Here is a 26,125-nt window from a genome sequence, read left to right on the forward strand (position 1 = left end):
AAGTCAAACGTCTGGAGCGTCTACCTTTCAATGCACTCTTTTGGGGCAAAACACTTTTAGCCAAGTAGCGCTTTTTAGGCCGCTCACCTGTCGATACAGTATCCGCCGTGAGCACGTACAAAAAAGCCCGCCATAAAGGCGGGCTTTTTTCCGAACCGCTCTATTAGAGCAGCGGCAACGAGTAGCTGACGATCAGACGGTTTTCGTCTTGGTCGCGCTGGTTAGGGAACTCAGAGCGATACATGGCGTTTTTCCATGTTAGACCCAAGCCCTTGAATGTCCCTTGGGGAATAACATAAGCAACGGAGATATCACGCTCCCACTCGCTCTTGTCACCCGTAGAGTGTCTGGCATTGTCAGCGTTCAGGTAGGTAACACCTGCCGTCAGGCCTGGTACACCAACAGTTGCGAAGTCATAGGCATAGCGAACCTGCCAAGTGTCTTCGCCAGCCCGGTTAAACTTAGCAATCTGGGAGTCCGTGTTGATATATGCAGAAGCGCCCTCACCCGTATTGATGAAGGGGAAGTCGCTGTCACCATTGGTGATCTGGTAGCCAGCAGCTACTGTGTGACCGGAAATGGTGTATGCAAACAATGCGCTATAGAGTTGGTTATCTACTTTGCCGCGGGTACGGCCGCTGCCGTAGTAGCCAGTAGAGCCGTAAAGAGCTGTTTGTGTATCAGCATCTTTATTGTTGCCGTTACCTTTGCTGTTGAAGTAGCGCAGGTCAGTCTTGAAGGTACCATCACCTAGCTTAACGCTGTGGCCCAGACCTAGGAAGTGCTGGTTGTAGAAATCTTCCAGCTGACCAAAATAGTATTGCAGCGTCAGGTCTTTGGTAACAGCGTAATCAGCACCTGCGAAACGGAACTGATTGGAATCGCGAGCGGTAACGCCACTGTTGGAACCAGCAATCGAAAACTCTTCATTGCTGCTGGAGCCACGAGTCTTGGTATGTTCAAGCTGACCAGCAATGAACGTTACGCCATCAATTTCCTTGGACGTAATTTGACCACCCTGGAAGGTTTGCGGCAGCAAGCGACCATCGTTAATAGTTACAACCGGAAGCTTTGGAGAAAGCGTGCCATAACGCAGTTCAGTCTTGGAAAACTTAGCTTTGGCAGTCAGGCCCAAGCTGCTAAATTCATTTTCATAGCTACCGTCTGTATCCAGAGGGAAGCTACCGCTAGCACTGGGCTGACGCTCTGCCGTGGACTTACCGACACGACCGCCGCCATCCAGGCGCAAACCCAACATACCAACAGCATCGACACCAAAACCAACGGTGCCTTCAGTAAAGCCGGATTGATAGTTAAGCATGAAACCCTGGCCCCACTCTTCCACCTTGGAAGGATTATTGGCGCCATTGCGGTTATCTGTGTTGATGTAAAAGTTCCGCATCGAAAGCGTTGCCTTGCTGTCTTCTACGAACCCAGCAGCTTGAGCGGAGGAAAAGGCATACAGAGACAAGCAAGCGCTGGCGACAGCCAGAGCCAAAGGCTTCTTACCCATGAAAATAGATGCTCCAAACTATTTTTGTGTTGCTACTGAACTTATCGGTCGATAAGTTCAGAACTTAAGCGTAGACCACTAGCAACACCGTTTTAACGCTATTTGAAATAAGGTTTCCCCGTCTTATTTCATGTAGCTATTAAAACCGTCATTAGTGACCGGTTCCCTTGCAGGGGAGCAAACTAAATGTAAAAAGGGTTTTCGTCTAGCCCTGGACGATCTGATCTTTACCCTGCCGCTTGGCCTTGTACATGGCCTCGTCAGCACGAGCGTAGAGGGCATCGAGCCCTTTGTCGTCTTCCTTGAGAACGGCCAATCCCTGACTGATCGTGACCCGCAAGGGGCCCTGGGGAGTAGGCACCATCAATTGGCGTACCGCTCGTTGCAAGCGTACCCCGATTTGCTCCGCCAGCTCTCGATCACAGCCCGGTAGCAGCAGCGCAAACTCTTCTCCACCGATGCGGCCAAACAGATCGCCCCGACGGATCATTTGGGCTCCACATTCAGCCACACGCTGAAGCACCAGGTCGCCCATCTGGTGACCGAAACGGTCGTTGATCTTCTTAAAGTCGTCGATATCGAAAAGCAGAAAAGCCAGCGGCTCAGCGGTCGTTTTAGCCAACTCAAAGGCACGCTGTGCGCTCTCGAAAAAGTGACGTCGGTTACTGCTGCGCGTAAGCACGTCAGTTGTCGCCAGGCGCTGGAGTTCTTCCTCCATGCGCTTTTTCTCGGTGATGTCCTCGGCGATACCGACGACCAGCAGCGGCATACCGGCTTCGCTGCGCTGGCTGACAAAGCACTTGTCGCTTAGCCAGCGAATTTCTCCATCCCCTCGAATAATGCGGTATTCACGGGATTCCATGGCGCCCTGCTGAAGCACCTGGTTAAGCGTTTCCTGAACATATTCGACGTCATCGGGGTAGACGTTATTTATCCAGACGTCGTAGCTGGTCATGGCCAGGGCGATCGGCCGACCAAATACCTGCTCATAGGCAGGGCTTACGTAGATGATTTCACCAGTCTGCCAGTTGAGTGCCCACAGAACCGAATTAACGCTTTCCAGCAGAGCGCTAAAGAGTCTTTCACGTTCCCGCAGACGCTCAGCCTCAGCACGCGAATGCAGTAACGCGAGCATTGTTTCATCCGCAGAAAGCGGACCTAGCAGCTGTTCGTCCATAATGTCGCCGTTATATCAATCCAGCAGCATAAGAACATCATTCGGGTTTCCAGTTCCGCTGCCGAAAAGACAAAAGCCCGCCATTTGGCGGGCTTTTGTTCAAGTTTATTTAAGAAAGCGCTGAAGCCGTTCCTGGTCGCAGTGAGTACGTCTTCAGATGCTCTGCAAATTCCTTCAAGGATTGGATGCCACTTGTCTCCGCCTCGACAATCCACTCCTTCATGGCCGATAGCATGTCATGTCCGTTGGCACTGGTCTTGACCCAGATATGCTGTAATGCCAAACGTTTCTCATAGATCAGTTTGAGCGACTGACTTTGCTCGAGCAGTGATTGAATTGTAGCGTGTTGGCGCTCTTTGAGCAGACTGGTTTCACGAGACAGCAACCGCTTTGCGCTGCGGATCAGCGGCCGCTTGGCTGGATCGGCCGTGCGCCACTCCTGCTTGACCAGGGGAGCAATGACCTGCTTTCGATATTGCGCCATGATCTGGAAGCGATTGTTGAGAATCGCCATGGCCGTATCCATATCGAGCAGCCCTTTCCCCTCCACGCGATGCGCGATGGGTGCCACGCGATTGACCTTTGCCAGCTTGAGCCAGGAAAAGAGCTTGATCCAGGCCCAGCCCATGTCGAACTCCCACTTCTTAACTGACAGCTTGGCCGAGTTCGGATAGGTATGATGGTTGTTGTGCAGCTCTTCGCCACCAATGATGATGCCCCAAGGGATCAGGTTGGTAGCCGCGTCGCGGCACTCGAAATTGCGATAGCCCACAGCATGACCCAGGCCATTGACCACACCGGCTGCCCAGAAAGGAATCCAGGCCATTTGGATAGCCCAGACGCTTAGTCCGAGCGTACCGAACAAGGCGATGTCGATAAGGAACATGAGCAGAATGCCGCCGTTGGGATAACGGCTGTATACGTTACGCTCGAGCCAGTCGTCCGGGCAGTTCTTGCCGTAGATGCGCAAGGTTTCTTCGTTCTTGGCTTCCTCTTTATAGAGTTCGGCGCCTTTACGAACGACTGTACTGAGTCCCTTGAAAACCGGGCTGTGAGGATCGTCTTCGGTTTCGCATTTGGCGTGGTGCTTACGATGAATGGCAGTCCATTCACGGGTGTTCATGGCCGTGGTCAACCACAACCAGAAACGGAAAAAGTGCTTGAGCGCGGGATGAAGATCCAGCGAGCGATGAGCGGAATAACGGTGCAGATACACCGTGACGCTTACGATGGTGATGTGCGTGAGCACCAGCGTAACCGCAATCAGTTGCCACACTGAAAGATCGAGCAAGCCGTTGTACCACATAGTGCTGGCATTACCTCAGAGGGGGTAAGAATGAATACGCTCAGTGAACAGGCGTTCGCCCATTATTACTGAGTATTTACAGATGTCCACTCATGCTTTTGCTACGAATAATGTCACCGCTCGGCTTCTTAAAATCTTAAAGCATAAGAAAATCACTAAATAGTATTTTAAGAAATAAGCCATTTCCATCACTATGCGCTCACGCCGTTAACACGACATGACGATCAGGAAGACTCCATGAGCGCAACGCCCTTTCGTAGTCTGGATAACCACAACGACACCATTCTTCACGATATTCAAAACGCTCTGCAGGGCCTGCGCTTCGGCTCGGTCGAGATCACCGTGCATAACGGGCAGGTTGTGCAGATTGAACGCAAGGAAAAGTTTCGCCCACAGCTACCTTCCAATAATAAGGCTTGAACGTCTATGCGACGTTCGTGCCATGCCACCGTCTATCCTAGTAGCCAACTCTAAATAAAAAGTCACAAGGAGCCGTTTCATGTTCATCCGCCGTTTCGCTTTGGCCGCGCTGGCCAGCGTATTGATTGCAGGGCCGGCCGCAGCCGCAACGGAACTGTTGAATGTGTCTTACGACCCGACACGTGAGCTGTACCAGGAGTACAACGCGGCGTTCGCCAAGCACTGGAAAAGCGAAACGGGTGAAGGCGTTACCGTCAAAAATTCGCACGGCGGTTCAGGCAAACAGGGGCGCTCGGTGATTGATGGGCTACGGGCGGATGTAGTCACGCTGGCCCTTGCAGGCGATATTGACCAGATCAGCAGCATCGGCAAGCTGCTGCCAGATAATTGGCAGACTCGTCTTCCCGATAACAGCACGCCCTATACTTCGACTATTGTTTTCTTGGTGCGCAAGGGTAACCCGAAAGGTATTCATGACTGGGCCGACCTGACCAAAGAAGGTGTAGAAGTCATTACACCCAATCCGAAAACGTCTGGCGGGGCTCGGTGGAATTTTTTGGCAGCCTGGGCCTGGGCCAAGAAACAGTACGGCACTGACGAGAAGGCACAGGCTTACGTGCAAGACCTCTACAAGCACGTCCCTGTATTGGACACCGGGGCACGTGGCTCGACCATCACATTCGTGAACAACCAGTTGGGCGATGTGCTCATTGCCTGGGAGAACGAAGCCTTTCTGGCCAAGAAGGAACAAGGCGGCGATCAGTTCGAGATCATCGTACCGTCACTGTCCATCCTGGCTGAGCCGCCAGTAGCCGTAGTGGACAAGGTGGTCGATCGCAAGGGGACACGCAAGGTTGCCGAGGCTTACCTGCAGTATCTGTATAGCGAAGAAGGTCAGCGCATTGCCGCGAAGAACTTCTACCGTCCGCGTAACGAGAAGGTGGTTGCCGAGTTTGCCCGGCAGTTTCCGAAGCTTGAACTGGTAACCATCGATGGTGCCTTTGGCGGCTGGAAATCGGCGCAGCCCAAATTCTTTAACGATGGTGGAATTTTCGACCAGATCTACCAAGGCCACTGATGCCAGGATAGCTCTACAGAATGGCCCCGGCTAACCGGGGCCTTTGCCAGGTCTGCGGGCCTGACTAAGGACACACTATGTCGCGTCGTACTTCCCCAGTCATACCCGGCTTCGGATTGACCCTGGGCTACACCATTGTCTACCTCAGCCTTCTTGTGCTGATTCCGTTGGGGGCCATGTTTGTCCATGCCGCCCAGCTTACGTGGGACCAGTTCTGGGCCATTATTACCGCACCGCGCGTCCTGGCCGCCTTACGCCTGAGCTTTGGCACTGCGTTTGCGTCCGCTGTTATCAACAGTGTTATCGGGATACTGCTGGCCTGGGTACTGGTCCGCTACACCTTCCCCGGACGCAAGATCATCGATGCCATGATCGATCTGCCCTTTGCGTTGCCAACGGCCGTTGCCGGCATTGCTTTAACGGCGCTGTATGCTCCGGCCGGACTTATTGGCAGCCTGCTCCAACCGCTGGGCATCAAGATTGCGTTCACCCCGCTGGGTATCACCCTGGCGCTGGTGTTCGTCACGCTGCCTTTCGTAGTCCGTACCGTGCAGCCTGTGCTGGCGGACATTCCCAAGGAAATTGAAGAAGCGGCAGCCTGCCTCGGCGCCAAGCCGTTGCAGGTGTTTCGTCATGTTCTGTTACCGGCGATTCTTCCAGCGTGGCTGACCGGCTTCGCCCTGGCCTTCGCCCGCGGGGTGGGTGAGTACGGCTCGGTTATCTTCATTGCCGGCAATATGCCGATGAAGACTGAAATCCTGCCCCTGCTGATCATGGTCAAGCTCGATCAATACGACTATACCGGCGCCACGGCCATTGGCGTGATGATGCTAGTGGTGTCGTTCATCCTGCTGCTGGGCATCAACCTGCTGCAGCGCCGCATCGAGCATCCTTGAGGGAACACCATGAATACATCGAATCCATCCTCCCTCAGTGCCGCTCGGCGTGGCAGCCCCTGGGGGCGACGTATCCTGATCACAGCTACCTGGATCGTATTTACACTGTTCCTGTTGCTGCCCTTGTATATCGTCCTGTCGGAAGCTCTGAAAGAGGGGTTCGGCACGTTCTTTAGTGCCATCATCGAGCCGGATGCCTTGTCGGCTCTGAAACTGACGCTCATTGCGACCGGTATATCGCTACCACTGAACGTGGTATTTGGCGTGGCGGCGGCCTGGTGCGTGAGCAAGTACGAGTTTCGTGGCAAGAGCATCCTGGTTACGTTGATCGATCTGCCCTTCTCTGTTTCGCCGGTCATCGCCGGTCTGGTGTATGTGCTGCTCTTCGGCGCGCAAGGACTGCTGGGTCCGTGGCTGCAGGATCACGATATTCAGATCATCTTTGCCGTACCCGGAATCGTGCTGGCGACCCTGTTTGTGACCTTTCCTTTCGTGGCCCGCGAACTGATCCCGTTGATGCAGGAGCAAGGCACGCAGGAAGAGGAAGCCGCGCGGCTGCTGGGTGCCAACGGCTGGCAGATGTTCTGGCATGTCACCCTGCCCAACATCAAATGGGGCCTGATCTATGGCGTGCTGCTGTGTAACGCACGTGCCATGGGTGAGTTTGGTGCGGTATCGGTCGTATCCGGCCATATTCGTGGCGTAACCAACACCCTGCCGCTGCATGTCGAGATTCTTTATAACGAATACAACCATGTGGCCGCGTTCAGCGTGGCCTCGCTGCTGCTGGCCCTGGCCCTGCTGACCCTGCTGCTCAAGCAGTGGAGCGAAAGCCGCCTCGCCAACCAGAACAGCACTCAGGAGACGCATTGATGAGCATCGAAATCCGTAACGTTAGCAAGCGCTTCGGTGCTTTCCAGGCCTTGAATGACATCAACCTTGATATCCAGAGCGGTGAACTGGTCGCACTGCTAGGCCCTTCCGGTTGCGGCAAGACTACCCTGCTCCGGATCATCGCCGGCCTGGAAACACCGGACAACGGCAACATTGTCTTTCATGGCGAAGATGTCTCCGACCGTGACGTGCGGGATCGGAACGTAGGCTTTGTGTTCCAGCACTACGCCCTGTTCCGCCACATGACCGTGTTCGACAACGTGGCGTTTGGCCTGCGCATGAAGCCCAAGCGCGAACGGCCCAGCGAGAAAGTGATCGCCGAAAAGGTCCATGAACTTCTAAACATGGTTCAGCTGGACTGGCTGGCCGACCGCTACCCTGAGCAGCTGTCCGGCGGCCAACGTCAGCGGATCGCCCTGGCGCGTGCGCTGGCGGTAGAGCCGAAGATTCTGCTGCTCGACGAGCCCTTCGGCGCGCTGGACGCCAAGGTACGCAAAGAGCTGCGCCGCTGGCTGGCCCGTCTGCATGAAGAAATCAACCTGACATCCGTTTTCGTCACCCATGACCAGGAAGAAGCCATGGAAGTAGCGGATCGTATCGTGGTCATGAACAAGGGCGTGATTCAGCAGATCGGCTCGCCGGGCGAGGTGTATGAGCAACCTGCCAGTGACTTTGTCTACCATTTCCTGGGCGACTCGAACCGCTTGCAGGTTAATGGCTCGGAGATCATGTTCCGCCCCCACGAAGTCTCCATCAGCCGGGAGGCACTCACAGGGCATCAGCCTGCCGAAGTCCGTGATGTTCGCCCGCTGGGCGCGACCACACGGGTGACGCTACGCGTGAATGGTCAGGATGAGCTGATCGAGGCGGAGGTCATCAAGGATCACGATAGCCTCATTGGCCTGCATAAAGGCGATGCCTTGTATTTCCGCCCCACCGTCAGCTGATCCTTACTATGAAAGCAGTCAGCCGTTGCCCGGCTGGCTGCTTTTTTATCGCCTGCTATAAATAGATCGCACCGCGCGTATTCACATACAGCGAATAAAGCGAGTGGCTGCTCGCCATGAAGAGGCGGTTACCGTTCAAGCCACCGAAGCATAGATTCGGGCAGCGCTCCGGCAAACGGATATGACCGATCGCCTTGCCGGCCGGATTGAAGACCATCACGCCGTCCAGCTCCTCCGGCTTAGCCTCCGGGACACCTGGGCTTCCCCAGCCACACCAGAGATTACCGTCTTCGTCACACTTGATACCGTCCAGTGCCCCGTAATTTACACCTTCAATATGCTTGCGCCGCTCACCTAACGTACCGTCATCGTTGACCACATAGGCCCAGACCAGCCGGTTCGGCTTGGCACGCCCCTCGACCACATACAGGGTCTTTTCATCTGGCGAGAAGCACAGGCCATTGGGCCCTGCCAGATTATCGATCACCCGCGTGACCGCTCCCGTCTTGCCATCGATGCGGTAAACCCCATGCGGCAGCTCGGTCTGGACCTTATGCCCTTCATAGTTACTGTCGGCCTGGAACGGTGGATCGGTAAACCAGATGGAGTCGTCACGCTTCACAGCAATATCGTTCGGCGAGTTGAAGCGCTTGCCTTCGAACTGATCCGCCAGAACAGTGATGCGACCGTCGTATTCCATCCGCGTGATGCGGCGGCCTTCATGGGTAGTGGTTGACCCTTCGCAGATCAACAGGCGGCCCTGACGATCCCGGCACAAGCCATTGGAGTAATTGGAAGAATCACGGAAAACGCTCAGGCTACCGGTAACCTCGTCCCACCGCATGATGCGGTTATTGGGAATATCACTAACCAGCAGATACCGACCGTCACCAAACCAGACCGGCCCTTCGAGCCAGCGCATGCCGGTGCCGAGCTTTTCAATGCTCGCGTTGAAAATGCGGTATTTAAGAAAGCTTTCATCCAGCACCTGGACCAGCGGATCCGGGTAACGCTCACTGAGCGGTTCGGGGCTTGCGGCTTCTGCAAGACTGAAGCGGCCCAGGGTTACAGATGCAGCCGAAAGGACGAGCGATGTTTTGAGAAAGCGCCTACGGGTATCGTCAGCCGTAGCGCCATGCTGCTGTTGATCAGCCATGGGGGCATAACTCCTTGTTCTTATTATGGATAGCCTGCCGAAACGTGGCGACGGGCCTGTCATCCTCCCGACAGCAACGCCCACATTGGCCGCTCGTGCTGCATACAGCACAGGAGCATTCGAAGAGGAAAGACAGACTCTAGACAAGTCATCGTATGACTTGCAAGGAAAAGGCTGCAGAATGCCTCACAAAGCGGCCTAAAGGCTCTAAATCAGCGCCTTAAATCGTCAGACAACTTTTTTTTCCAGACAATAAAAAACCGCCGCGAAAGCGGCGGTTCTTGTCATGCTGCAGATCAGGCCAGTTCGTCGAAGCATTCGCCGATAATGCTAATACCACGCTGCAGGTCTTCATCGCTGACAGTCAGCGGAACCAGGATGCGCAGTACGTTCCCGTAGGTGCCGCAGCTGAGCATGATCAGGTTCTTTTCACGGGCACGAACCACTATCTGGCTGGCCAGTGCACCGTTGGGCTTGTGGACGTCACCGTCCTCACCCAGCTCGACCGCAATCATGGCACCCAGGCCACGCACATCGACAATTGCCTTGTGCTTGGCAGCAATGGCCTTGAGGCCTGCTGTCAGCTGCTCGCCCACAGCCTTGGAACGGTCCAGCAGTTTTTCTTCCTCGAAGGCCTCGATGACGGCCAGTGCCGCCGCACACGCCAGCGGGTTACCGGCATAGGTACCGCCCAGGCCGCCAGCGCCAACAGAGTCCATTACGGTTGCACGGCCCGTAACCCCCGATAGCGGGAAGCCACCCGCGATAGACTTGGCAAAGGTGACCAGATCAGCATCAACGCCCATCTGCTCCATCGCGAAGAAAGTACCGGTACGGCCAGCACCCGATTGAACCTCATCGGCAATCAGCAGAATGCCATGGTCGTCGCACAGCTTACGCAAGCGAACCATGAATTCTTTCGGTGCTGCATAGAAACCACCCTCGCCCTGCACCGGCTCAAGAATGATCGCTGCGATATCACCCGGCTGTGCGTCGTTCTTGAATACACGCTCCACGCTGGCGATGGCGTCGTCCACGGTGATGCCATGCAGCTCACAAGGGTACAGGGCACGGAATACACCGCCCGGCATCAGCCCCATGCCAGCCGAGTAAGGAGCGACCTTGCCGGTAAGCGACAGAGTCATCATGGTACGGCCGTGGTAGGCGCTGGTAAACGCGATGACACCGGCGCGTTGAGTGGCTGCACGGGCGATCTTCACCGCATTTTCAACGGCTTCAGAGCCTGAGTTGAACAGTGCAGTCTTTTTGGGGAAGTTGCCTGGCACCAGCTGGTTGAGCTTTTCGCAAAGGGCGACATAGGGCTCATACGCTAGTACCTGGAAGCAGGTATGGGACACCTTCTTCAGCTGCTCCTGTACGGCCGCTACAACTTTGGGATGCAGGTGGCCGGTGTTCAGCACAGCGATACCGCCAGCAAAATCCAGGTATTCGTTACCTTCGACGTCCCACACCTTGGCATTCTCGGCGCGGTCGACAAAGATCGGGTGAGTCTGCCCAACGCCACGGGGTACAGCGGCGTTACGGCGATGCATCAGGGAAGCGTTTGTATCAGTCATGGTGTCCTCTTGAGCTGCTCATCGTCAGCCAGATAGGGAGTAAAAGCGAGCACCGGTCGCAGGGCAGCATACGATGATCGACTGCCAACAACGCCAGCCACTCGCCGGAGGTAGTGCGTTACCAACGGCTCGCTCAAGGCGATGACACCCTGAGCGAGGGAACCACAAGACGGCTACCAAAACTGGTCTGGCCTTGGGCCAAACGGGGTCCGATAGCCATCAACGTCTGTTAACCAGACGCCGTGGCGATCAAACACCCAGGCAGAGGTATTTGATTTCCAGATAGTCTTCCATACCGTACTTGGAGCCTTCACGGCCCAGGCCGGACGACTTCACGCCACCGAACGGTGCCACTTCGGTAGAGATCAGGCCGGTGTTGATACCTACCATGCCAGACTCCAGCGCCTCAGCCACACGGAAGACGCGGGACAGGTCGCGGGCATAGAAGTACGCGGCCAGACCGAACTCGGTATCGTTCGCGCGGGCAATGGCTTCTTCTTCCGTCTTGAAGCGGAACAGCGGAGCCAGCGGGCCGAAGGTTTCTTCCTTCGAGACTTTGGCGTCTGCCGGTACGTTAATCATGATGGTCGGCTCAAAGTAGCTGCCGCCCAGCTGGTGAGCCTTGCCGCCTGTGATCACCTGGGCACCGTGGGACACAGCGTCCTCGATGTGCTCCTTAACCTTGGCAGCCGCCTTGTCGTCGATGAGCGGGCCAATGGCTACGCCCTCTTCCAAGCCATTGCCCACTTTGAGCTTCTCGACCGCTGCCTTGAATTTCTCGGCAAACGCGTCGTACACGCCATCCTGTACATAAATACGGTTGACGCAGACACACGTCTGGCCGGCGTTGCGGTACTTGGAGATGAGCGCGCCCTGAACGGCGGCATCCAAATCGGCATCATCAAACACGATGAACGGTGCGTTGCCACCCAGCTCCAGAGACACCTTCTTAATGCCTGGGGAGCATTGCTCCATCAGCTTGGCTCCAATCTCGGTAGAGCCAGTGAAGGACAGCTTGCGAACAGTCGGGTTGCTGGTCAGCTCGGCGCCGATTTCGGACGCGCTGCCTGTGACCACGCTCAGCACCCCTTTCGGAATACCGGCACGCTCGGCCAGCTCGGCCATGGCCAGCGCGGTGAATGGCGTCTGGCTGGCAGGTTTGATGACCATGGTGCAACCGGCTGCCAGGGCAGGGCCGGCTTTACGGGTGATCATGGCTGCCGGGAAGTTCCAGGGCGTGATCGCTGCTGTTACCCCAATCGGCTGCTTGATAACAATAATACGCTTGTCCGCCTGATGGCCGGGGATGGTATCGCCATAAACACGCTTGGCTTCTTCAGCAAACCACTCAATAAAGGATGCGGCATAAGTGATCTCGCCCTTGGCCTCGGCCAGTGGCTTGCCCTGCTCCAATGTCATCAGGCGACCCAGGTCGTCCTGGTTCTCGATCATCAGCTCAAACCAGCGACGCAGCTTCTGCGAACGCTCCTTGGCCGTCAGATCACGCCAGGCCGGCAGGGCGCGCTCGGCTGCCTCGATGGCGCGCTTGGTTTCCGCGCGGCCCATCTTTGGTACTGTTCCCAGGGTTTCGCCCGTGGCCGGGTTGCCTACGTTGATCGTCTGGCCGCCGTCGGCATCCATCCAGGCTCCATCAATGTAAGCCTGCTGTCGGAACAGTGAAGCATCTTTCAATTGCATGAAGGTCTCCTCGAAGAGATTTCAGGTCGACGGGGCCACTTTATTAAGCCCCGCTGACAATATTCTGAATGGGAAAGGCAACAGCGCTTTCCGTTCAACTCTTTTATCGCGAATCGATAACCATCCCTCACCCTGAATTGAAAGGGTTATGAAGAGGCAATGATTGGCGGTACACAGCGGAACACGGCCCATCGCCGGACGGGCCGATGGATGACGCAGCGAACGTCTGCCAAAGCGAAGCGGCAAGCGTTCAAAATCTCAAACGCATGCTAGGCTTCCGCTAACATAAGCGCAATATGTGTTCGATAAAAACAACGCACGCTGCTTTATAGAAGAAATAAACCGTCAGAGAAGCTACGAAGCCAACCCGCTGATTTTGCTTGGAAACACGAACGCGCAACAGGGCATGGACGTTCCGCCCTGACATGCGTATCATGTCGCCCTCGTAACGCATCCGTAGCTCAGCTGGATAGAGTACTGCCCTCCGAAGGCAGGGGTCGTGGGTTCGAATCCCGCCGGATGCGCCAGATACCTGTTTCCACATGTGCTGCATGTAGCGAAACACCAAAAGCCCGCCTTGTGCGGGCTTTTTTGTTTCTTATCCCCTTTCGGCTTTGAGCAACGTTTCGTAATGCGGGCTGATTTCGGTCAGGATGACCAGGGCGGCAGCACCAAGGGCGACCGTGTCCGGGCCCGCAGCGCCGAGTTGGATGCGGGGGTATTCACGGTCCGGCCGGCGGCTGACCGAGACGGGTAGCGGCGCTAGCCGGTTTACCAGTTGCTTGAGAATTGGCTCAGGCAGAAAACCGCTGATGAGGATGGTTTGCGGGTCCAGGAGGGATTCGAGGATGTTGATGGCTTGTCGCAGGGCAGGTACGGCCTCATTCAGCCAGGCGTCGACGCCTGGCCTGAAGGCGACGGTATTGCAGTCCCAAGTGGCAATATCCTGATCGGCGGTTTGTCCCAGGTGTTCAAGCAGCGAGGCGATGGACACATACCGCTCCAGACAACCCGTGTTTCCGCAGTAGCAAACCTTGCCGTCAGGAATAACGGACATGTGGCCAATCTCCCCGGCGTTATGCCAGTGCCCGGGATACAGGCGATTCTCCAGATACAGCCCTGCCCCTAGGCCGCTGCCAATGAAGAGATGCACAAAGTTTTGCAGATCACTGGCAACGCCGTGTAGCCGCTCGCCCATGGTGGCGGCGGTGGCATCGTTCTCGATAAGCACGGGCAATTCCAGCGCCTCTTCAAGGCGTGAAGGAATGGCAGGGTCATCCCAGCCGGATAGGGCCGTTGGGCCAACGGCAGTGATGCCTTCCACGTCGAACGGCCCGGGCAAGGCAATACCGACGCCGATAAAGCGATGCGAGGGAAACTGTGCCCGGAAGCGGCCAACAGTTTCAGTGAGCAGGGGCAGCGCTTCGTCAAAGGTGGGGTAATCGACCGGCAGGCTGGCCTGCGCCTGACACTCTCCGAGCAGATCAAGCAGCACGGCAATGATGCGATGCTGCTCAACATGAAAACCGATGGCATAGCCGCCCTGAGGGTTGATCGACAGGGGAACAGGTGGCTGGCCCCGGCCAACCTTTTCCGGCGCATGGGCGAGCAGCACGCCCTCCTCCTGCAGCTCCGTCACGATGTTCGAGACGGTTTGAGCGGTAAGGGAGGTCAGCCTTGTCAGGTCGGCACGAGTCAGCCGTCCACCCAGGCGGATGGCTTCCAGAATGACCCGGCGATTATGCAGGCGGGCGTGTTCGGCATTGGTGCCGGTGGTCACGATGCGTTTGGTAGATGCCTTTCTCATGTTTACATCATCAGGAGCGCGCATTAATTAAATCAAGTTGAATTAATATAAAGCCTATGGTCTTCTAAGGGTGGTTCGCTGTTTGGCATGTACTCACCTGACCAAAGCGATCCCTTCACTACAACAACAATGCCGAATCGGTAGAGCCGATCGATGGCACGAAGAATCTTTCATCTGCCCATCCTTTACCTTTCGAGCGAAGAGATCGTCCTATGCCGTCATCACCCGTAACCGGCCAGCCTTCCTCCGGCCTCAAGAAAAAACTTGGTCTGTTTCCCGCCACTACGCTCAACATGAGCCAGATGTGTGGTGTGGGGCCTTTCATTACCATTCCAACCATGATTGTCATCATGGGCGGCCCGCAAGCTTATCTCGGCTGGATACTGGGCGCCCTGCTGGCCCTGTGTGATGGTCTGGTATGGGCGGAGCTGGGTGCGGCATTGCCAGGTGCGGGAGGCACCTATGTGTACCTGCGCGAGGCCTTTGGCAAACGCACGGGAAAGCTGATGCCCTTTCTGTTTATCTGGACGGCGATGCTGTTCATTCCGCTGATCATGTCCACGGGAATCATCGGGTTCGTTCAGTACCTCACCTGGTTCTGGCCGGACATGAGCCAGACGGCAGGCAATGTGATTGGCCTGGGGCTTATCTGGCTGATCATCGGGCTGTTGTGGCGCAAAATCGAGTCGGTCGCCAAGCTGGGCATCGTGCTGTGGGTGATCATGCTGATCAGCATTGGCAGTCTCATTACTGCAGCCCTCTCCCACTTTCACCCTGAGCTGGCCTTCAGCTTTCCCGAGGAGGCGTTTGATCTTTCCGACAGTGGCTTCTGGCTTGGCATGGCTGGAGGGCTGACAATCGGCATTTATGACTACCTGGGCTACAACACCTCGGCCTACCTTGCTGGTGAGGTTGACCAGCCGGGCCGTGTGATTCCCAGGTCCATCATCTTTTCGATTCTCGGCATTCTCGCCATTTACCTGTTGATGCAGGTGGGCGTGCTGGGCGTCGTGGATTGGCATCGCATGCTTGATCCCAATTCGGCGGCTTACAAATCCGTGGCCTCGGTGGTACTGAGCGAAACATGGGGCGCTACAGCGGCCAATGTCGTGACGGTTCTGATTCTGATCACTGCATTGGCTTCGGTGTTCGCAGGGCTTCTGGGGGGCTCGCGGGTGCCATATGAAGCGGCGAGGGACAAAGTGTTCTTCCAGGCGTTTGCCAAGGTGCATGCCCGCCATGAGTTCCCGACGTATGGCCTGCTGAGCATGGGTGTGCTGACGTCGATCGGCTTCATGATCGGCCGGTTGAGCGACCTGACCACGCTGATCCAGCTTCTGACAACCGTCATGATTCTGGTGCAGTCTGTTGCCCAGATCATTGCACTGTTCGTGCTGCGCAAGAACCAACCGCACCTGAAACGGCCTTATGCGATGTGGCTTTACCCGTTGCCGGCCGTTATTGCGCTGGTGGGCTGGGTCTATATCTACATGGCCTCCAACCATAACGCACCCGGTGCCTACCCGATCCAGTGGTCATTGGTCTGGCTGCTGGTGGGTGGCGGCGCCTATCTCCTGTGGGCGCGTACACACCGGCTCTCCTGACTGTAGCGCCATGACACAAGCACTTGAAAAAGAGAGTCTTACCATGCCTGATCAGGGCGTACTGCTGGCCATCGATGTTGGCGGTACTAAAACCCACATTGCCTGCTATGACCCCGCCAGCGAGCAGCTGGCGACCCGGGTCCTGGCGACCCATGCCAAGGGTCTGCTTGGCGATCCGGCCCTGATGCGCCTGCTTGAGGCCGCACGGGAATGTGCACAGCAACTCGGCGCAACGACCATTCGCAGCGTGGCGGGCGTATTCCCAGGCGTTGTACGTGGTCATACCTTGCTGATGGCGCCCAATACACCCGGCTTTGAAGGGCTCGACCTGCACGGCTTGATTGCTCAAGGGTTGGGTACGCCTGCGGTCATGCTGGACAACGACGTCAAGGCCGGTGCATTGGCCGAGGCACGCTGGGGCAGCCTGCAAGGTATCGATCATGCCCTCTACCTGAATCTGGGCACGGGGCTCTCTGCCGCAGCCATTGCCAATGGGCAGCTGATCCGTGGGCATAACGGCGCCGCCATGGAAATTGGCTATATGTTGTCACCGTTTCTGGACCCTGAGCGCGTATCGGACTGGTACAGCCACGAGCAAGGTGGCGCCCCGCTGGAGGAGCTATTTTCCGGAACGGCCCTGAATCAGCTGGCCGTTGAGCTACTCGGGCCGGGCCACCAGGCGCTCGACCTGTTCACCAGCCAGGAGCCTCGCGCTCAGCAGGCGCTGCATGTGCGGATTGCTGCCTGCACCGCTCAGGTGGCCAATCTGGCGATCGCCCTGGATGTTGGCCGCATTGCCATTGGTGGAGGGCTTTATCGGCAAGCGGCAACGCTGGCCCCGCTCATCAAGCACATGATTAACCGTACTGTTCCCTTTGCGCCTGAAATCGTCACGGCGCATTTCACGCACGACGCGCCTCTATGGGGCGCGCTCAGTATGGCTATGGATGCCGCCGGGCTTGCTTTTATCCCCGAGCAGATCCTGAGCCAAACCGAGCTTCTTTCCACACCGGACGCTACAGCGTCCGAAGGTTGACGTCCCGAAGGTAACTGCAATGTCCCTGATGTTGAATGAAACCCAGTCCATTCCTGCCGTCCTGCAACGTATGCTGGACGATGACAGTGCTGTTACAGCACTGGCAGACCGTCTGGCGCGTAATCTGCCTGACCTCATGATGACCGTGGCGCGGGGCAGCTCGGATCACGCAGCCGCCTATTTTGCTCATCTGATGATGTGCCGAATCGGCATTCCCAGCCTTTCCATGCCGCTTTCGCTGGTCAGCCTCAATCAGCCGCCCCTGCGCCTCAACAATGCCTGGGTGGCGGCGCTTTCCCAATCTGGCAAGAGTCCGGACCTGATTGCCAGCGTTCGTTATTTGAAATCCCGCGGCGCTCGGGCGACTGCCCTGGTAAATACGCCCGATTCGCCTCTGGCGGCAATTGCTGATGGTGAGGTCTTGCTGCCTGCCGGACTTGAGCAAAGTGTGGCTGCCACCAAGAGCTATGTTGCCATGCTTATGGCAGCCGCCCAGACGGTAGGTTATCTGGAGCGCAACCTGGGTATAAAGTCAGACCTGCTACAAGCGCTCCAGACATTGCCTCAGCAGATGGAGCGTGCCGTGGAGGCAGACTGGTCCAGGGCCATCGAGGTGCTGACACCGGTCGACAAGATGCTGGTCATCGGCAGAGGCCCGGCCCTCCCGATTGCCATGGAAGCAGCTCTGAAGCTTAAGGAAACCTGCGGCATACAGGCCGAAGCCTTTTCCAGTGCAGAGGTTAAACACGGCCCGATGGAGATCATCACCGAAGGGTATCCGGTTCTGATCTTTGCACCTGCCGGCCCTGAGCAGGCCGGCACGCTAGCGTTCGCCCAAGAGATGCGTGCGCGTGGGGCCAAGGTATTGGTGGCTGCAACCGAGGATAATGACGGCGTCGATTTACCCAGCGCCCGGACCGACCATGCCATGCTGGAGCCTTTCACCTTGATCCAGAGCTTTTATGTTCTTGCCGAGACACTGGCCAAGGCGCGCGGCTGCAATCCTGATCAGCCGCGTTACCTGAAAAAGGTGACCGAGACGCATTGATGAGCGCCTGCACGCTCTCGCCATGAATGCCGCCTCTCCCATTCATCGGTGACAAAACAAAGCCCCGATACGCCACTGGTCGGGGCTTATTGTCTTCGACTTAAGCTTGAATGTCCTTTGCCGATAGCCCTCGCATATCAGGCGCACTGTGCGCCGCGCATCAGCCAAATGGATAGAGTCATGGGACGCATGCCGCTTACGCAAAAGGCATTCACTGGATCAGTGCTTTTTCTTCTACCTTACCTGACATGGGCTGGGGATGCGGCTGCTGGGGCACTTTCCGTCAGCGATGCCGCGATCATGCTGGGTATTGTTGGCGTACTGGTAGCCTGGAGCGTCTATGAAGGGTTGCGCAGCAGTCGAGTACCTCAAAAACCCGCGCCGCACCATTCGATCATTGCTGCCAATGCACCTTTGGTTACACCCTGGCAGGCCAACGCGGAGAATTGCCCGTTCTGCTCGGCGCCCATGAGCCTGCGCACAGCCAAGGCTGGCAAGAGCTTTTATGGTTGCAGCCGCGCCCCTGTCTGCCGGGGAACAAAGCTCATCAGCCACTCTGCGAGAACGCATGGCTCTCGTCTATCCAGTCTCTAACCATGTTGCTCCAGTCTGAGGGCACGTCCGCCCCTTGCCTTCAGGGCACACAGTACGAATAAGCCAGCCGCTGCGGCCAATACCAGTGGCAGACCATTTGGCCCTGCGGACATGGCTGCGCCACTCAGGATGGGACCAGCAAGACTTCCCACGCCCCACAGAAACCCTGCACTGGCATTGGCGGTAATCAGGTCCTGCCCTTGAAAATGCTGCCCGATAAGGGTAATGGCCAGGGTATAGACGCCACCGGCTACCGCACCCAGTATGACCAGCACAGGCCAAAGCAACGCTTGCATCTGGATCAACCAGGGCAGCGCAAGACCAATCAGCAAGGCAATCAGGCCGCAGCCGAGGTAAAGGTGGTTGCGGTTGAAGCGATCGGACAGACAACCCAGCGGGTATTGCAGGCAGGTGTCACCTAGCAGAATGACGGTCGCCATCAGTGCGGCCAGTGCAACTTCGTAACCGTGGCTCAAGGCAAACACGGGAAACATGGACAGCACGACGCTATCAAAAAAGGAGAAGAACACGACGCCTGCGCAGATCGCAGGGGCGACCTTCAGAAAGCCCAACACAGTAAAGGTTTTTTCCTCGACGATAGCCTTACCGGCGATGGGGTTGGGCAGAAACCGCGCGGTAGCCAGCAAACACACAGCAAAGATCGCCAGAACGATGCCTGTGACCCAGGCACTGCTCGGGCCCAAGGCGGAAACCATGGCAGGCCCAAGCAGCTGAAAACCAGTGAAGAAGGTGGCGTACAGGGAGACAACACGACCACGGTTGGATTCATCAGCAATCTCGTTGACCCAGGCCTCCCCCAGAATGACGATCAGCCCTGCCCCTATCCCCATCAGAAAGCGGAACATCCCCAACAGGATGAGCTCGGCTCTGAAGACTTCCAGCATGGCGATGCTGATCATGGAGAGGAAAAAGCACAGCAGGTAGATGTGCTTGCGACCAAGCCGTGCGGTGAGCCATTCGACGATAAAGGCCGTCACGAGCATACCGGCGGCCGGCAAGGCCGAAAGAATGCCAATGGTCAGGTTGGGGATATCCGCTTCGTGCAGGCGTAGCGCCACGACGGGAATGGTGGCGCCGATACTGAGGCCGACGACAGAAATGCCGACAATCAGCACGGCAAGGATCAGTTTGTTGGGCAGCACACATCAACTCCACGCAAGCCATTCGGGCTGCGTCTCGATACTCATCAGGTAATGGGTGTCCGGCGTTATGGGGTGCCGGTTCAATAGGCTTATTCATACTCAGGGATAAGCGTGTCTTATTAGCTAGCTTACTGTAAGCAACATACCCTTACTAATCGGTGGTTCCTGTACTCCTCAAGATTGCCGTGCCGCTGATCAAGCGGCTTATTTTCAAGCTGTTCTCACTCAAGACTTACCAGGTCCAGCCGATGTTCTGTAACAACTTTCACGGGCTGAAACGTGCAGCGCCATGCATGTATAAGTCGGGTCGGACTTAATGAGTAATGATCTTTCGGCGTCTGATCGCGCCCAGATTTTGGAAACAGCAACGGATCGCTTCTGGAGCAGGGGTGTGCTTGGCATCAAGGCGGTGCTGGGTATTCACATCATTTTTCTGTTGACGTTCATTGCGCTGGACGTCAAAGCCCTCTGGCTGACCAATATTGGCAGCGTGGCCATCCACTTCTATTGCCTACAGCTACTGAAGGCCAAGCGCTATCGACTGACAAGCACGCTGTTGATGTCGGAAATCGTCGTGCATGCCGTGGTCGCAACCGTGGTCATAGGATGGCATACCGGGTTTTACTACTACTTGCTCTGCATCGTTCCGATTGCCTTGTTCAATTACACCGTTGCCCCCTTCTGGCGCTGGGTAACCTGCATACTGATTTGTACTTGCCTACTGATAGGCAAGGTTACGGATCTGTTTTTCGCCGTTGAACCCCTGCTCATGTTGAGCCCCAAGGTTACAGAGCTGTTCAGCCTGTTCAATCTGAGCTCGGCCATCGTGATGCTGGTCTATATTTCGGCCCTGACGGCTTCCAGCTCGATTGCCATGCAGGCAGACCTGTTTACCCTGGCCAACAAGGACAGCCTGACCAATCTATATACCCGCGGACGTCTGCACAGCGAGGCGCAGCGGCTGTACCGCAGCCCTCAAACGTTCAAGCCGATCTCACTGATCATGCTGGATGTAGATCATTTCAAGAACATCAACGATACCTTTGGCCACGACGTGGGCGACACGGTCCTGCAGCAGGTGTCATCGGTCATTGCCGCGTCGGTGAGAGGCACGGACGTGGCCTCACGCTGGGGTGGTGAGGAATTTTTGATCCTGATGCGTAATACCGACCTCAAAAATGCCGACAAGATTGCCGAGCGGATCTTGAATGAAATTCGCGCAATACGTTTAGAGGTAGAGGGTGCCACCATCATGGTGACGGCCACGCTGGCGACCTGCGTGATTGGCGAGTGCGAGTGTCTAAAGGATGCAATCAAGCGCACCGACAAGGCGCTTTACCAGGGTAAACAGCAAGGCCGCAACCGAATCATGCGAGCCGCTCAAGCTGTCGCAGCCTGAGCGGCATCAACGGGTGCCCTACCCTGTCAGCGGGCCTCTAGCGGAAACCGCAGCAGCAACCAGTGCAGGAAGACGCGGTTGACCTCATCGGGCCGCTCCTGCTGGGTCCAGTGACCGGAGGACTGGATGGCGCCTCGCTGAAGGTCATGCACGTACGTTTCCATGCCTTCCGACATGGAAGGCGGCAGGAAGGCATCCTGATCCGCAGTGACCATGAGCGAAGGCACGTTTATTTCCGTCGGCAGATTGGCCGAACGCTCCCAGTTACGTGTGATGTTGCGATACCAATTAATGCCACCGGTAAAGCCGGTCCGGCTGAAGGTTTCAACAAAGACGTTGAACTCCTCCTCGGTCAGAAAAGTTTCCCGAGTATCCTGTTCGGGCTGATAGGCCTCCAGCCAGCGCACCAGTGCAAAGGCTGAGCCCTGCTCGGATGCCTTGGCCTTTGCGATACCCGCCCCGTCGACCTCGTCTCCTCCAGGCTTTTTCATCAGGAAACTGAACACTTTACGGGCATCTCGGTTGAAAACGCTGTCTGCCTCGCCGGGCTTCTGGAAGTGCACCTGATACATCTCGTCGCCCATGCGCTTGCGCATCGCCTCGATCGGTTCGACGGGCGGACGTGGCAAATACGGCGTGTTAAGGCCGATCACACCGGCGGTACGGTCAGGATGCAAAAGCGGCATCTGCCAGACCAGCAGACCGCCCCAGTCATGACCACAGAAAATGGCTTTTTCCACGCCCAGATGGTCCAGCAGACCGACCAGATCACCGGTCAGGTGCTCCATGTCGTAGGCCTCAACAGCCTCGGGCCGATCGGTCAGCCCATAGCCGCGCTGATCAGGCGCGATGACCCAATACCCCGCTTCACTCAGCGCCTTGATCTGATGACGCCAGGAAAAGGCCAGCTCGGGAAAACCGTGGCAGAGCACAATGGGAATGGCTGGTTTGGAGCCGGTCATTCGAGGGCCGGCCTCGTAATAGGCCATCTGGATACCGTTGACCTGGGCTATACGAGCTGGCGGCATCATGGGAAGTGCTGGGGCAGACATGACGTTCTCCTCTGGTAGACCGTTCTTTAACGGACTGCGGCCAGTAGGAAGGGTTTTATTTCGTAGCGTTTTGTTGCGTTTAAGCGGAATGTGCAGCGGAAAAGATTCGATTCGCTCCAAACGAGACGGTAAGGCCAGGGTTTTGTATACAAAATGCTATCTATTGTCATTCATCAACGCCATTCATGAACAGTCGATAGCAGGGCTTGTCCAGAGTTAGGAAGGCTTGTGGCCAGTACGCACGCCATAACAACGATGCCACATAACGCACCCTGATGAGCTGAGGACTTTCCATGTCGACCACCCTTCCCATTCGCCCACTGCTGTTTGATCCATCATTTGAACAGATCCCGGAGGATGAGGCCGAGACCACTCGCGAGCTTGTCGAAACGATGCGCAAGATCATCGAGACGACCTCCGAGGATTATGGGCACGCCGTACGCAGTGTTCATGCCAAGAGCCATGGCTTGTTGCAGGGACGTCTGAAGGTACTGGAAGGTCTGCCACCGGAGCTTGCCCAGGGTGTCTTTGCCAAGATGGGTGACTACCCTGTCGTGCTGCGCTTTTCGACCAACCCTGGAGATCTGCTGGACGATAGCGTCTCCTCGCCGCGGGGGTTGGCGCTCAAGGTCATTGGTGTGGAGGGAGATCGCCTACCGGGTAGTGAAGGCCAGCTGACTCAGGATTTCGTAATGGTGAATGCACCGGCTTTTTCGGCAGCAACACCAAAGGCCTTTCTGAAAAGCCTGAAGCTTCTGGCCGCAACCACCGACAAGGCGCCGCGCCTCAAGAAAGCGCTGTCGGCTGTTCTGCGCGGTACTGAAAAGGTAATCGAAGCCGTTGGCGGTGAAAGTGCAACGCTCAAATCCTTGGGTGGCCATCCGGAAACCCATATCCTGGGCGAAACCTTCTACACCAGCGTGCCCCTGCTGTATGGCCCTTATTACGCCAAACTCAGCGTGGCGCCTGCTTCTCCCGAGCTGACGGCCCTGACCGACGCACCGCTGAATGTAAACGGCAAACCCAATGGGCTACGCGAGGCGGTAAGCGAATTCTTTGCCAGGCAGGGTGGCGTATGGGAGATGCGGGTTCAGCTGGCTACCGATGCGAAGAAGATGCCCGTCGAGGATGCTTCAGCACAGTGGCCGGAGGAAGAAAGCCCTTATATCACCGTAGCCCGGATCGAAGTCGATCCGCAGCCCACCTGGACGGAGGCCCGCGCTAGGGAAGTAGACGACAGCATGGCGTTCTCACCCTGGCATGGCCTGGCAGCGCATCGTCCCATTGGGGGTGTGATGCGTTCTCGCAAGCCGGCCTACGAGATGTCATCCGGGTTCAGGGGGCAATTCAACGGTTGCCCCATTCATGAGCCACGCTCACTGAATAGACTGCCTCAGTGAGCGTGCCCTGCCGGTGTCATCAGAAAGTGACGCCAGCAATCAATGCAATATTGGTATAGGGCTGGCATTCGCCAGTGCGGACCTGCACCCGCGCCTTTTTGCATAGCGCCTTGAGGTCCTCATGGCTTACCAGCTGGCGCTTGCCCAATTCGCCCGCGGCGCTTAACCGCTGGATTTCAACCAAGGCAGGCGGATGCTGGACAACGCTCTCCTCGGCGAGGACATGGGCCTCGACCTGCATTTCACTCACGATGACGCGTAGCGTAGTGGCGAAGTCGGGCACGCCATGAGTCACGGCCAGATCGATACATTCCACGCCGGGCGGTACGGGCATGCCAGCGTCGCCGATCACGATCACATCACCATGACCAAGGCTGGCAATCACGCGGGATAGCGCACTGTTAAGCAAAGGAGTCTTTTTCATGGGCGCTCTCAGATGTTCAATTCGCGGCGATAGGGAATGGAGGGTTGCGCTCCGGCACGGGTGACGGACAGCGCAGCCGCCTGCTGGCCCAAACGAACGGCCTCTTCCAGCGGAAGACCTTCACCCAGGGCAGCGGCAAATCCGCCGACAAAGGTGTCTCCGGCCGCCGTGGTATCCACCGCCTGGACAACCTGCGCCGGGAAGTGCTGCTGCCGTTCGGTATCCTTATACAGCACGCCCTGTGAGCCCATCGTCAGCAGGATACGCTTGGCGCCTGCGTCGAGCAGTTGTTGGGCAGCCTGGGCGGCTGTTTCCAGCGAGTTGACCTCAATACCAGTCAGAAGGCCGGCCTCGCTCTCGTTTGGAACCAGGTAATCCACATGACCATACCAATGAGCAGGCAGCGGACCTACGGCTGGTGCTGGATTGAGAATGACCGTCTTTCCCAGCTCGCGAGCGCGGGTCAGCGTCTTTTCGACCGTGGCGACCGACACTTCCAGCTGGGCGATGACCACATCGGCAGCCTGCAATGCGGCGTCGTGGCGGGTCAGGTGCTCGGGCGACAGCTCGCCATTGCTCCCCGCCACGATCACGATGCAATTCTGCCCATTGTCATCGACCAGGATGGAGGCGATACCGGTCGGTACACCCTCTACGGATGCGACCGTGGAGCACTCGATGCCTTCGGCTTCCAATCCACTGCGCAGCTGCTCGCCGTAGGCGTCACGGCCTACGCAGCCGATCATGGTGACCTGCGCGCCCAGACGGGCACACGCCACTGCCTGATTGGCACCCTTGCCGCCAGGCGCCGTCACGAAACTGCGGCCTGCCAGGGTCTCACCGCCTACCGGCACGCGTGGGGTCCGTACGACCAGGTCCATATTCAGACTCCCCACGATCACTATTTTTGCTTGCATCTTATGGACTCTCGTTCAATTCGATAGACGTGGTGGACTCGCGTACCACCAGGGTAGGCGCCACCACGGTATGTTCAGGTGTGGGCCGGTGCCGCTGCGCGAGCCGGGCCAGCAGCTGTCCGGCGGCGCGCTCGCCTAACTGCAGGATGGACTGCCCCACCGTGGTCAATGCCGGATAAAGGTAGCGGCTCACGGCAATATCGTCGAAACCCACGATGGACAGATCCTGCGGAACGCGCAGGCCGCGCTCGGCGGCGGCACGCAGGATACCGATTCCGATCATATCGTTCCCGGCAAAAATGGCCGTGGGTGCACTCTTTTCCAACAAGTGTGCGGCAGCGGTATAACCGGCGGCGCTAGTAAACTCGGTATTGAGCAGCCACGCAGGCTGTATCGTCTGCCCAGCTTCCTTCATCGCACGGCAATAACCAGCCAGGCGTTCCTGAGCGACCAGCGTTTCGGCAGGCCCACCCAGGCAGGCGATACGCCGATGACCCAACGCCAACAAGTGCCTCGTTGCCAGATAGCCGCCCTCTTCATGGTCGATCTGCACCAGATCGGCTTCCACACCTTCCAGCGGGCGGTCGACCAGCACCATCGGCACCTTGACTGCGGCCAAGGCCTGGGCGAACTCACCGTCGCCGCCCACGGTGGCCACGATCAAGCCGTCGATACGACGCTCCAGCAGCACACGCAGGTAACGGCGCTGCTTGTCGTTATTGTCATCGGAGTTGCAGAGGATGACGCTGTAGCCGTTACGCTCGCAGTGATCCTCGATACCCCGCGCCAGCTCCGCAAAGTACGGGTTGCTGCCATTGGGCACGAGCAGCCCAATGGTACTGGTGGCCTTGGCCTTGAGCGAGCGGGCCACGCCGCTGGGAACGTAGCCCAGCTGGTCAATGGCCGCCTCGACCTTGGTGCGTACTTCGGGGCTAACCGGGCGAGTACCATTGAGCACGTGCGATACGGTGGTATAGGAGATACCGGCCAGTGCCGCAACGTCCTTGATGGTCGCCATG

At 57.1% G+C, this 26,125-nt stretch carries 24 protein-coding genes and 1 tRNA gene; 12 read left to right on the top strand and 13 right to left on the bottom strand.

The features are described 5' to 3' along the window. Nucleotides 1–163: 163 nt before the first annotated feature. From JQR90_RS16105 to desA, 3 genes are all read right to left on the bottom strand, one after another. Nucleotides 164–1,513 carry an OprD family porin gene (locus JQR90_RS16105; protein ID WP_073449876.1) on the bottom strand — a complete coding sequence of 450 codons (1,350 nt, stop codon included), beginning with the start codon at nt 1,511–1,513 and terminating at the stop codon, nt 164–166. A 205-nt stretch (nt 1,514–1,718) separates the two neighbouring features. Beyond that, a complete protein-coding gene (locus JQR90_RS16110; RefSeq protein WP_073449874.1) occupies nt 1,719–2,690 on the bottom strand; it encodes a sensor domain-containing diguanylate cyclase in 972 nt (323 codons plus the stop codon). Between the two features lie 109 nt (nt 2,691–2,799). Then, the gene (gene desA / locus JQR90_RS16115) at nt 2,800–3,996 is read right to left on the bottom strand and encodes a delta-9 fatty acid desaturase DesA (protein ID WP_010795675.1); all 1,197 of its coding nucleotides are present in this window, start codon (nt 3,994–3,996) and stop codon (nt 2,800–2,802) included. A gap of 237 nt (nt 3,997–4,233) precedes the next feature. Here desA and oscA point away from each other — a divergent pair, with 237 nt between their 5' ends. From oscA to JQR90_RS16140, 5 genes are all read left to right on the top strand, one after another. After that, nucleotides 4,234–4,416, top strand: coding sequence for a sulfur starvation response protein OscA (oscA, locus tag JQR90_RS16120; protein WP_010795676.1), 183 nt, complete (start codon nt 4,234–4,236; stop codon nt 4,414–4,416). Nucleotides 4,417–4,495: 79 nt separating this feature from the next. Beyond that, nucleotides 4,496–5,494, top strand: coding sequence for a sulfate ABC transporter substrate-binding protein (locus JQR90_RS16125; RefSeq protein WP_010795677.1), 999 nt, complete (start codon nt 4,496–4,498; stop codon nt 5,492–5,494). A 77-nt stretch (nt 5,495–5,571) separates the two neighbouring features. Next, complete coding sequence (gene cysT / locus JQR90_RS16130) at nt 5,572–6,390, top strand: sulfate ABC transporter permease subunit CysT (protein ID WP_010795678.1); 819 nt, start codon at nt 5,572–5,574, stop codon at nt 6,388–6,390. 9 nt (nt 6,391–6,399) lie between these two features. After that, on the top strand, nt 6,400–7,263 hold the full coding sequence (gene cysW / locus JQR90_RS16135) for a sulfate ABC transporter permease subunit CysW (RefSeq protein ID WP_073449872.1): 864 nt from the start codon (nt 6,400–6,402) through the stop codon (nt 7,261–7,263). Continuing rightward, a complete protein-coding gene (locus JQR90_RS16140; protein ID WP_010795680.1) occupies nt 7,263–8,231 on the top strand; it encodes a sulfate/molybdate ABC transporter ATP-binding protein in 969 nt (322 codons plus the stop codon). The genes cysW and JQR90_RS16140 overlap by 1 nt, the downstream gene beginning before the upstream one ends. Before the next feature lie 55 nt (nt 8,232–8,286). Here JQR90_RS16140 and JQR90_RS16145 read toward each other — a convergent pair whose 3' ends face one another. From JQR90_RS16145 to gabD, 3 genes are all read right to left on the bottom strand, one after another. After that, nucleotides 8,287–9,387 carry an SMP-30/gluconolactonase/LRE family protein gene (locus tag JQR90_RS16145; RefSeq protein WP_010795681.1) on the bottom strand — a complete coding sequence of 367 codons (1,101 nt, stop codon included), beginning with the start codon at nt 9,385–9,387 and terminating at the stop codon, nt 8,287–8,289. A 296-nt stretch (nt 9,388–9,683) separates the two neighbouring features. Continuing rightward, complete coding sequence (gene gabT / locus JQR90_RS16150) at nt 9,684–10,964, bottom strand: 4-aminobutyrate--2-oxoglutarate transaminase (protein WP_010795682.1); 1,281 nt, start codon at nt 10,962–10,964, stop codon at nt 9,684–9,686. Between the two features lie 249 nt (nt 10,965–11,213). After that, a complete protein-coding gene (gabD, locus tag JQR90_RS16155) occupies nt 11,214–12,662 on the bottom strand; it encodes an NADP-dependent succinate-semialdehyde dehydrogenase (protein ID WP_010795683.1) in 1,449 nt (482 codons plus the stop codon). A 450-nt stretch (nt 12,663–13,112) separates the two neighbouring features. On the opposite strand from gabD, the gene JQR90_RS16160 reads away from it, so the two are divergent. Beyond that, a tRNA-Arg gene (locus JQR90_RS16160) sits at nt 13,113–13,189 on the top strand. Nucleotides 13,190–13,260: 71 nt separating this feature from the next. Here JQR90_RS16160 and JQR90_RS16165 read toward each other — a convergent pair. Then, nucleotides 13,261–14,469 carry an ROK family transcriptional regulator gene (locus JQR90_RS16165; RefSeq protein ID WP_434140116.1) on the bottom strand — a complete coding sequence of 403 codons (1,209 nt, stop codon included), beginning with the start codon at nt 14,467–14,469 and terminating at the stop codon, nt 13,261–13,263. Between the two features lie 212 nt (nt 14,470–14,681). Between JQR90_RS16165 and JQR90_RS16170 the strand changes: the two genes are divergently transcribed. From JQR90_RS16170 to JQR90_RS16185, 4 genes are all read left to right on the top strand, one after another. After that, on the top strand, nt 14,682–16,073 hold the full coding sequence (locus JQR90_RS16170) for an APC family permease (RefSeq protein ID WP_434140117.1): 1,392 nt from the start codon (nt 14,682–14,684) through the stop codon (nt 16,071–16,073). Between the two features lie 10 nt (nt 16,074–16,083). Further along, nucleotides 16,084–17,109 carry an ROK family protein gene (locus JQR90_RS16175; RefSeq protein WP_434140118.1) on the top strand — a complete coding sequence of 342 codons (1,026 nt, stop codon included), beginning with the start codon at nt 16,084–16,086 and terminating at the stop codon, nt 17,107–17,109. A gap of 19 nt (nt 17,110–17,128) precedes the next feature. Continuing rightward, entirely contained in the window at nt 17,129–18,157 is a 1,029-nt protein-coding gene (locus JQR90_RS16180) for an SIS domain-containing protein (protein ID WP_434140119.1), read from the top strand. Nucleotides 18,158–18,337: 180 nt separating this feature from the next. Next, the gene (locus tag JQR90_RS16185) at nt 18,338–18,751 is read left to right on the top strand and encodes a topoisomerase DNA-binding C4 zinc finger domain-containing protein (RefSeq protein WP_434140120.1); all 414 of its coding nucleotides are present in this window, start codon (nt 18,338–18,340) and stop codon (nt 18,749–18,751) included. Here JQR90_RS16185 and JQR90_RS16190 read toward each other — a convergent pair. After that, nucleotides 18,748–19,914, bottom strand: a complete 1,167-nt coding sequence (locus tag JQR90_RS16190; protein WP_434140121.1) for an MFS transporter — start codon at nt 19,912–19,914, stop codon at nt 18,748–18,750. The genes JQR90_RS16185 and JQR90_RS16190 overlap by 4 nt on opposite strands. 316 nt (nt 19,915–20,230) lie before the next feature. On the opposite strand from JQR90_RS16190, the gene JQR90_RS16195 reads away from it, so the two are divergent. After that, nucleotides 20,231–21,313, top strand: a complete 1,083-nt coding sequence (locus tag JQR90_RS16195; RefSeq protein WP_434140122.1) for a GGDEF domain-containing protein — start codon at nt 20,231–20,233, stop codon at nt 21,311–21,313. A 26-nt stretch (nt 21,314–21,339) separates the two neighbouring features. On the opposite strand, the gene JQR90_RS16200 is transcribed toward JQR90_RS16195, so the two are convergent. Together JQR90_RS16200 and JQR90_RS16205 are read right to left on the bottom strand one after the other, a co-directional pair. After that, nucleotides 21,340–22,365, bottom strand: a complete 1,026-nt coding sequence (locus JQR90_RS16200; protein WP_219651090.1) for an alpha/beta fold hydrolase — start codon at nt 22,363–22,365, stop codon at nt 21,340–21,342. 166 nt (nt 22,366–22,531) lie between these two features. Then, nucleotides 22,532–22,660, bottom strand: a complete 129-nt coding sequence (locus tag JQR90_RS16205; protein WP_258019711.1) for a hypothetical protein — start codon at nt 22,658–22,660, stop codon at nt 22,532–22,534. Between JQR90_RS16205 and JQR90_RS16210 the strand changes: the two genes are divergently transcribed. Then, nucleotides 22,659–23,765, top strand: a complete 1,107-nt coding sequence (locus JQR90_RS16210; RefSeq protein ID WP_434140123.1) for a catalase family protein — start codon at nt 22,659–22,661, stop codon at nt 23,763–23,765. The genes JQR90_RS16205 and JQR90_RS16210 overlap by 2 nt on opposite strands. Before the next feature lie 19 nt (nt 23,766–23,784). Here the strand turns inward: JQR90_RS16210 and rbsD are convergent, their stop codons facing one another. From rbsD to JQR90_RS16225, 3 genes are read right to left on the bottom strand one after another with little or no spacing between them, the layout of a single operon-like run. Then, the gene (rbsD, locus tag JQR90_RS16215) at nt 23,785–24,189 is read right to left on the bottom strand and encodes a D-ribose pyranase (protein WP_434140125.1); all 405 of its coding nucleotides are present in this window, start codon (nt 24,187–24,189) and stop codon (nt 23,785–23,787) included. Between the two features lie 8 nt (nt 24,190–24,197). Beyond that, nucleotides 24,198–25,106, bottom strand: coding sequence for a ribokinase (gene rbsK / locus JQR90_RS16220; protein WP_010795712.1), 909 nt, complete (start codon nt 25,104–25,106; stop codon nt 24,198–24,200). Between the two features lies 1 nt (nt 25,107). Further along, nucleotides 25,108–26,124: a LacI family DNA-binding transcriptional regulator gene (locus JQR90_RS16225; protein WP_010795713.1), complete on the bottom strand. Its 1,017-nt coding sequence runs from the start codon at nt 26,122–26,124 to the stop codon at nt 25,108–25,110. Nucleotide 26,125: the final 1 nt, after the last annotated feature.

The sequence above is a fragment of the Pseudomonas sp. JZ114 genome, assembly GCF_051027705.1.
Lineage (GTDB): Bacteria > Pseudomonadota > Gammaproteobacteria > Pseudomonadales > Pseudomonadaceae > Chryseomonas > Chryseomonas luteola.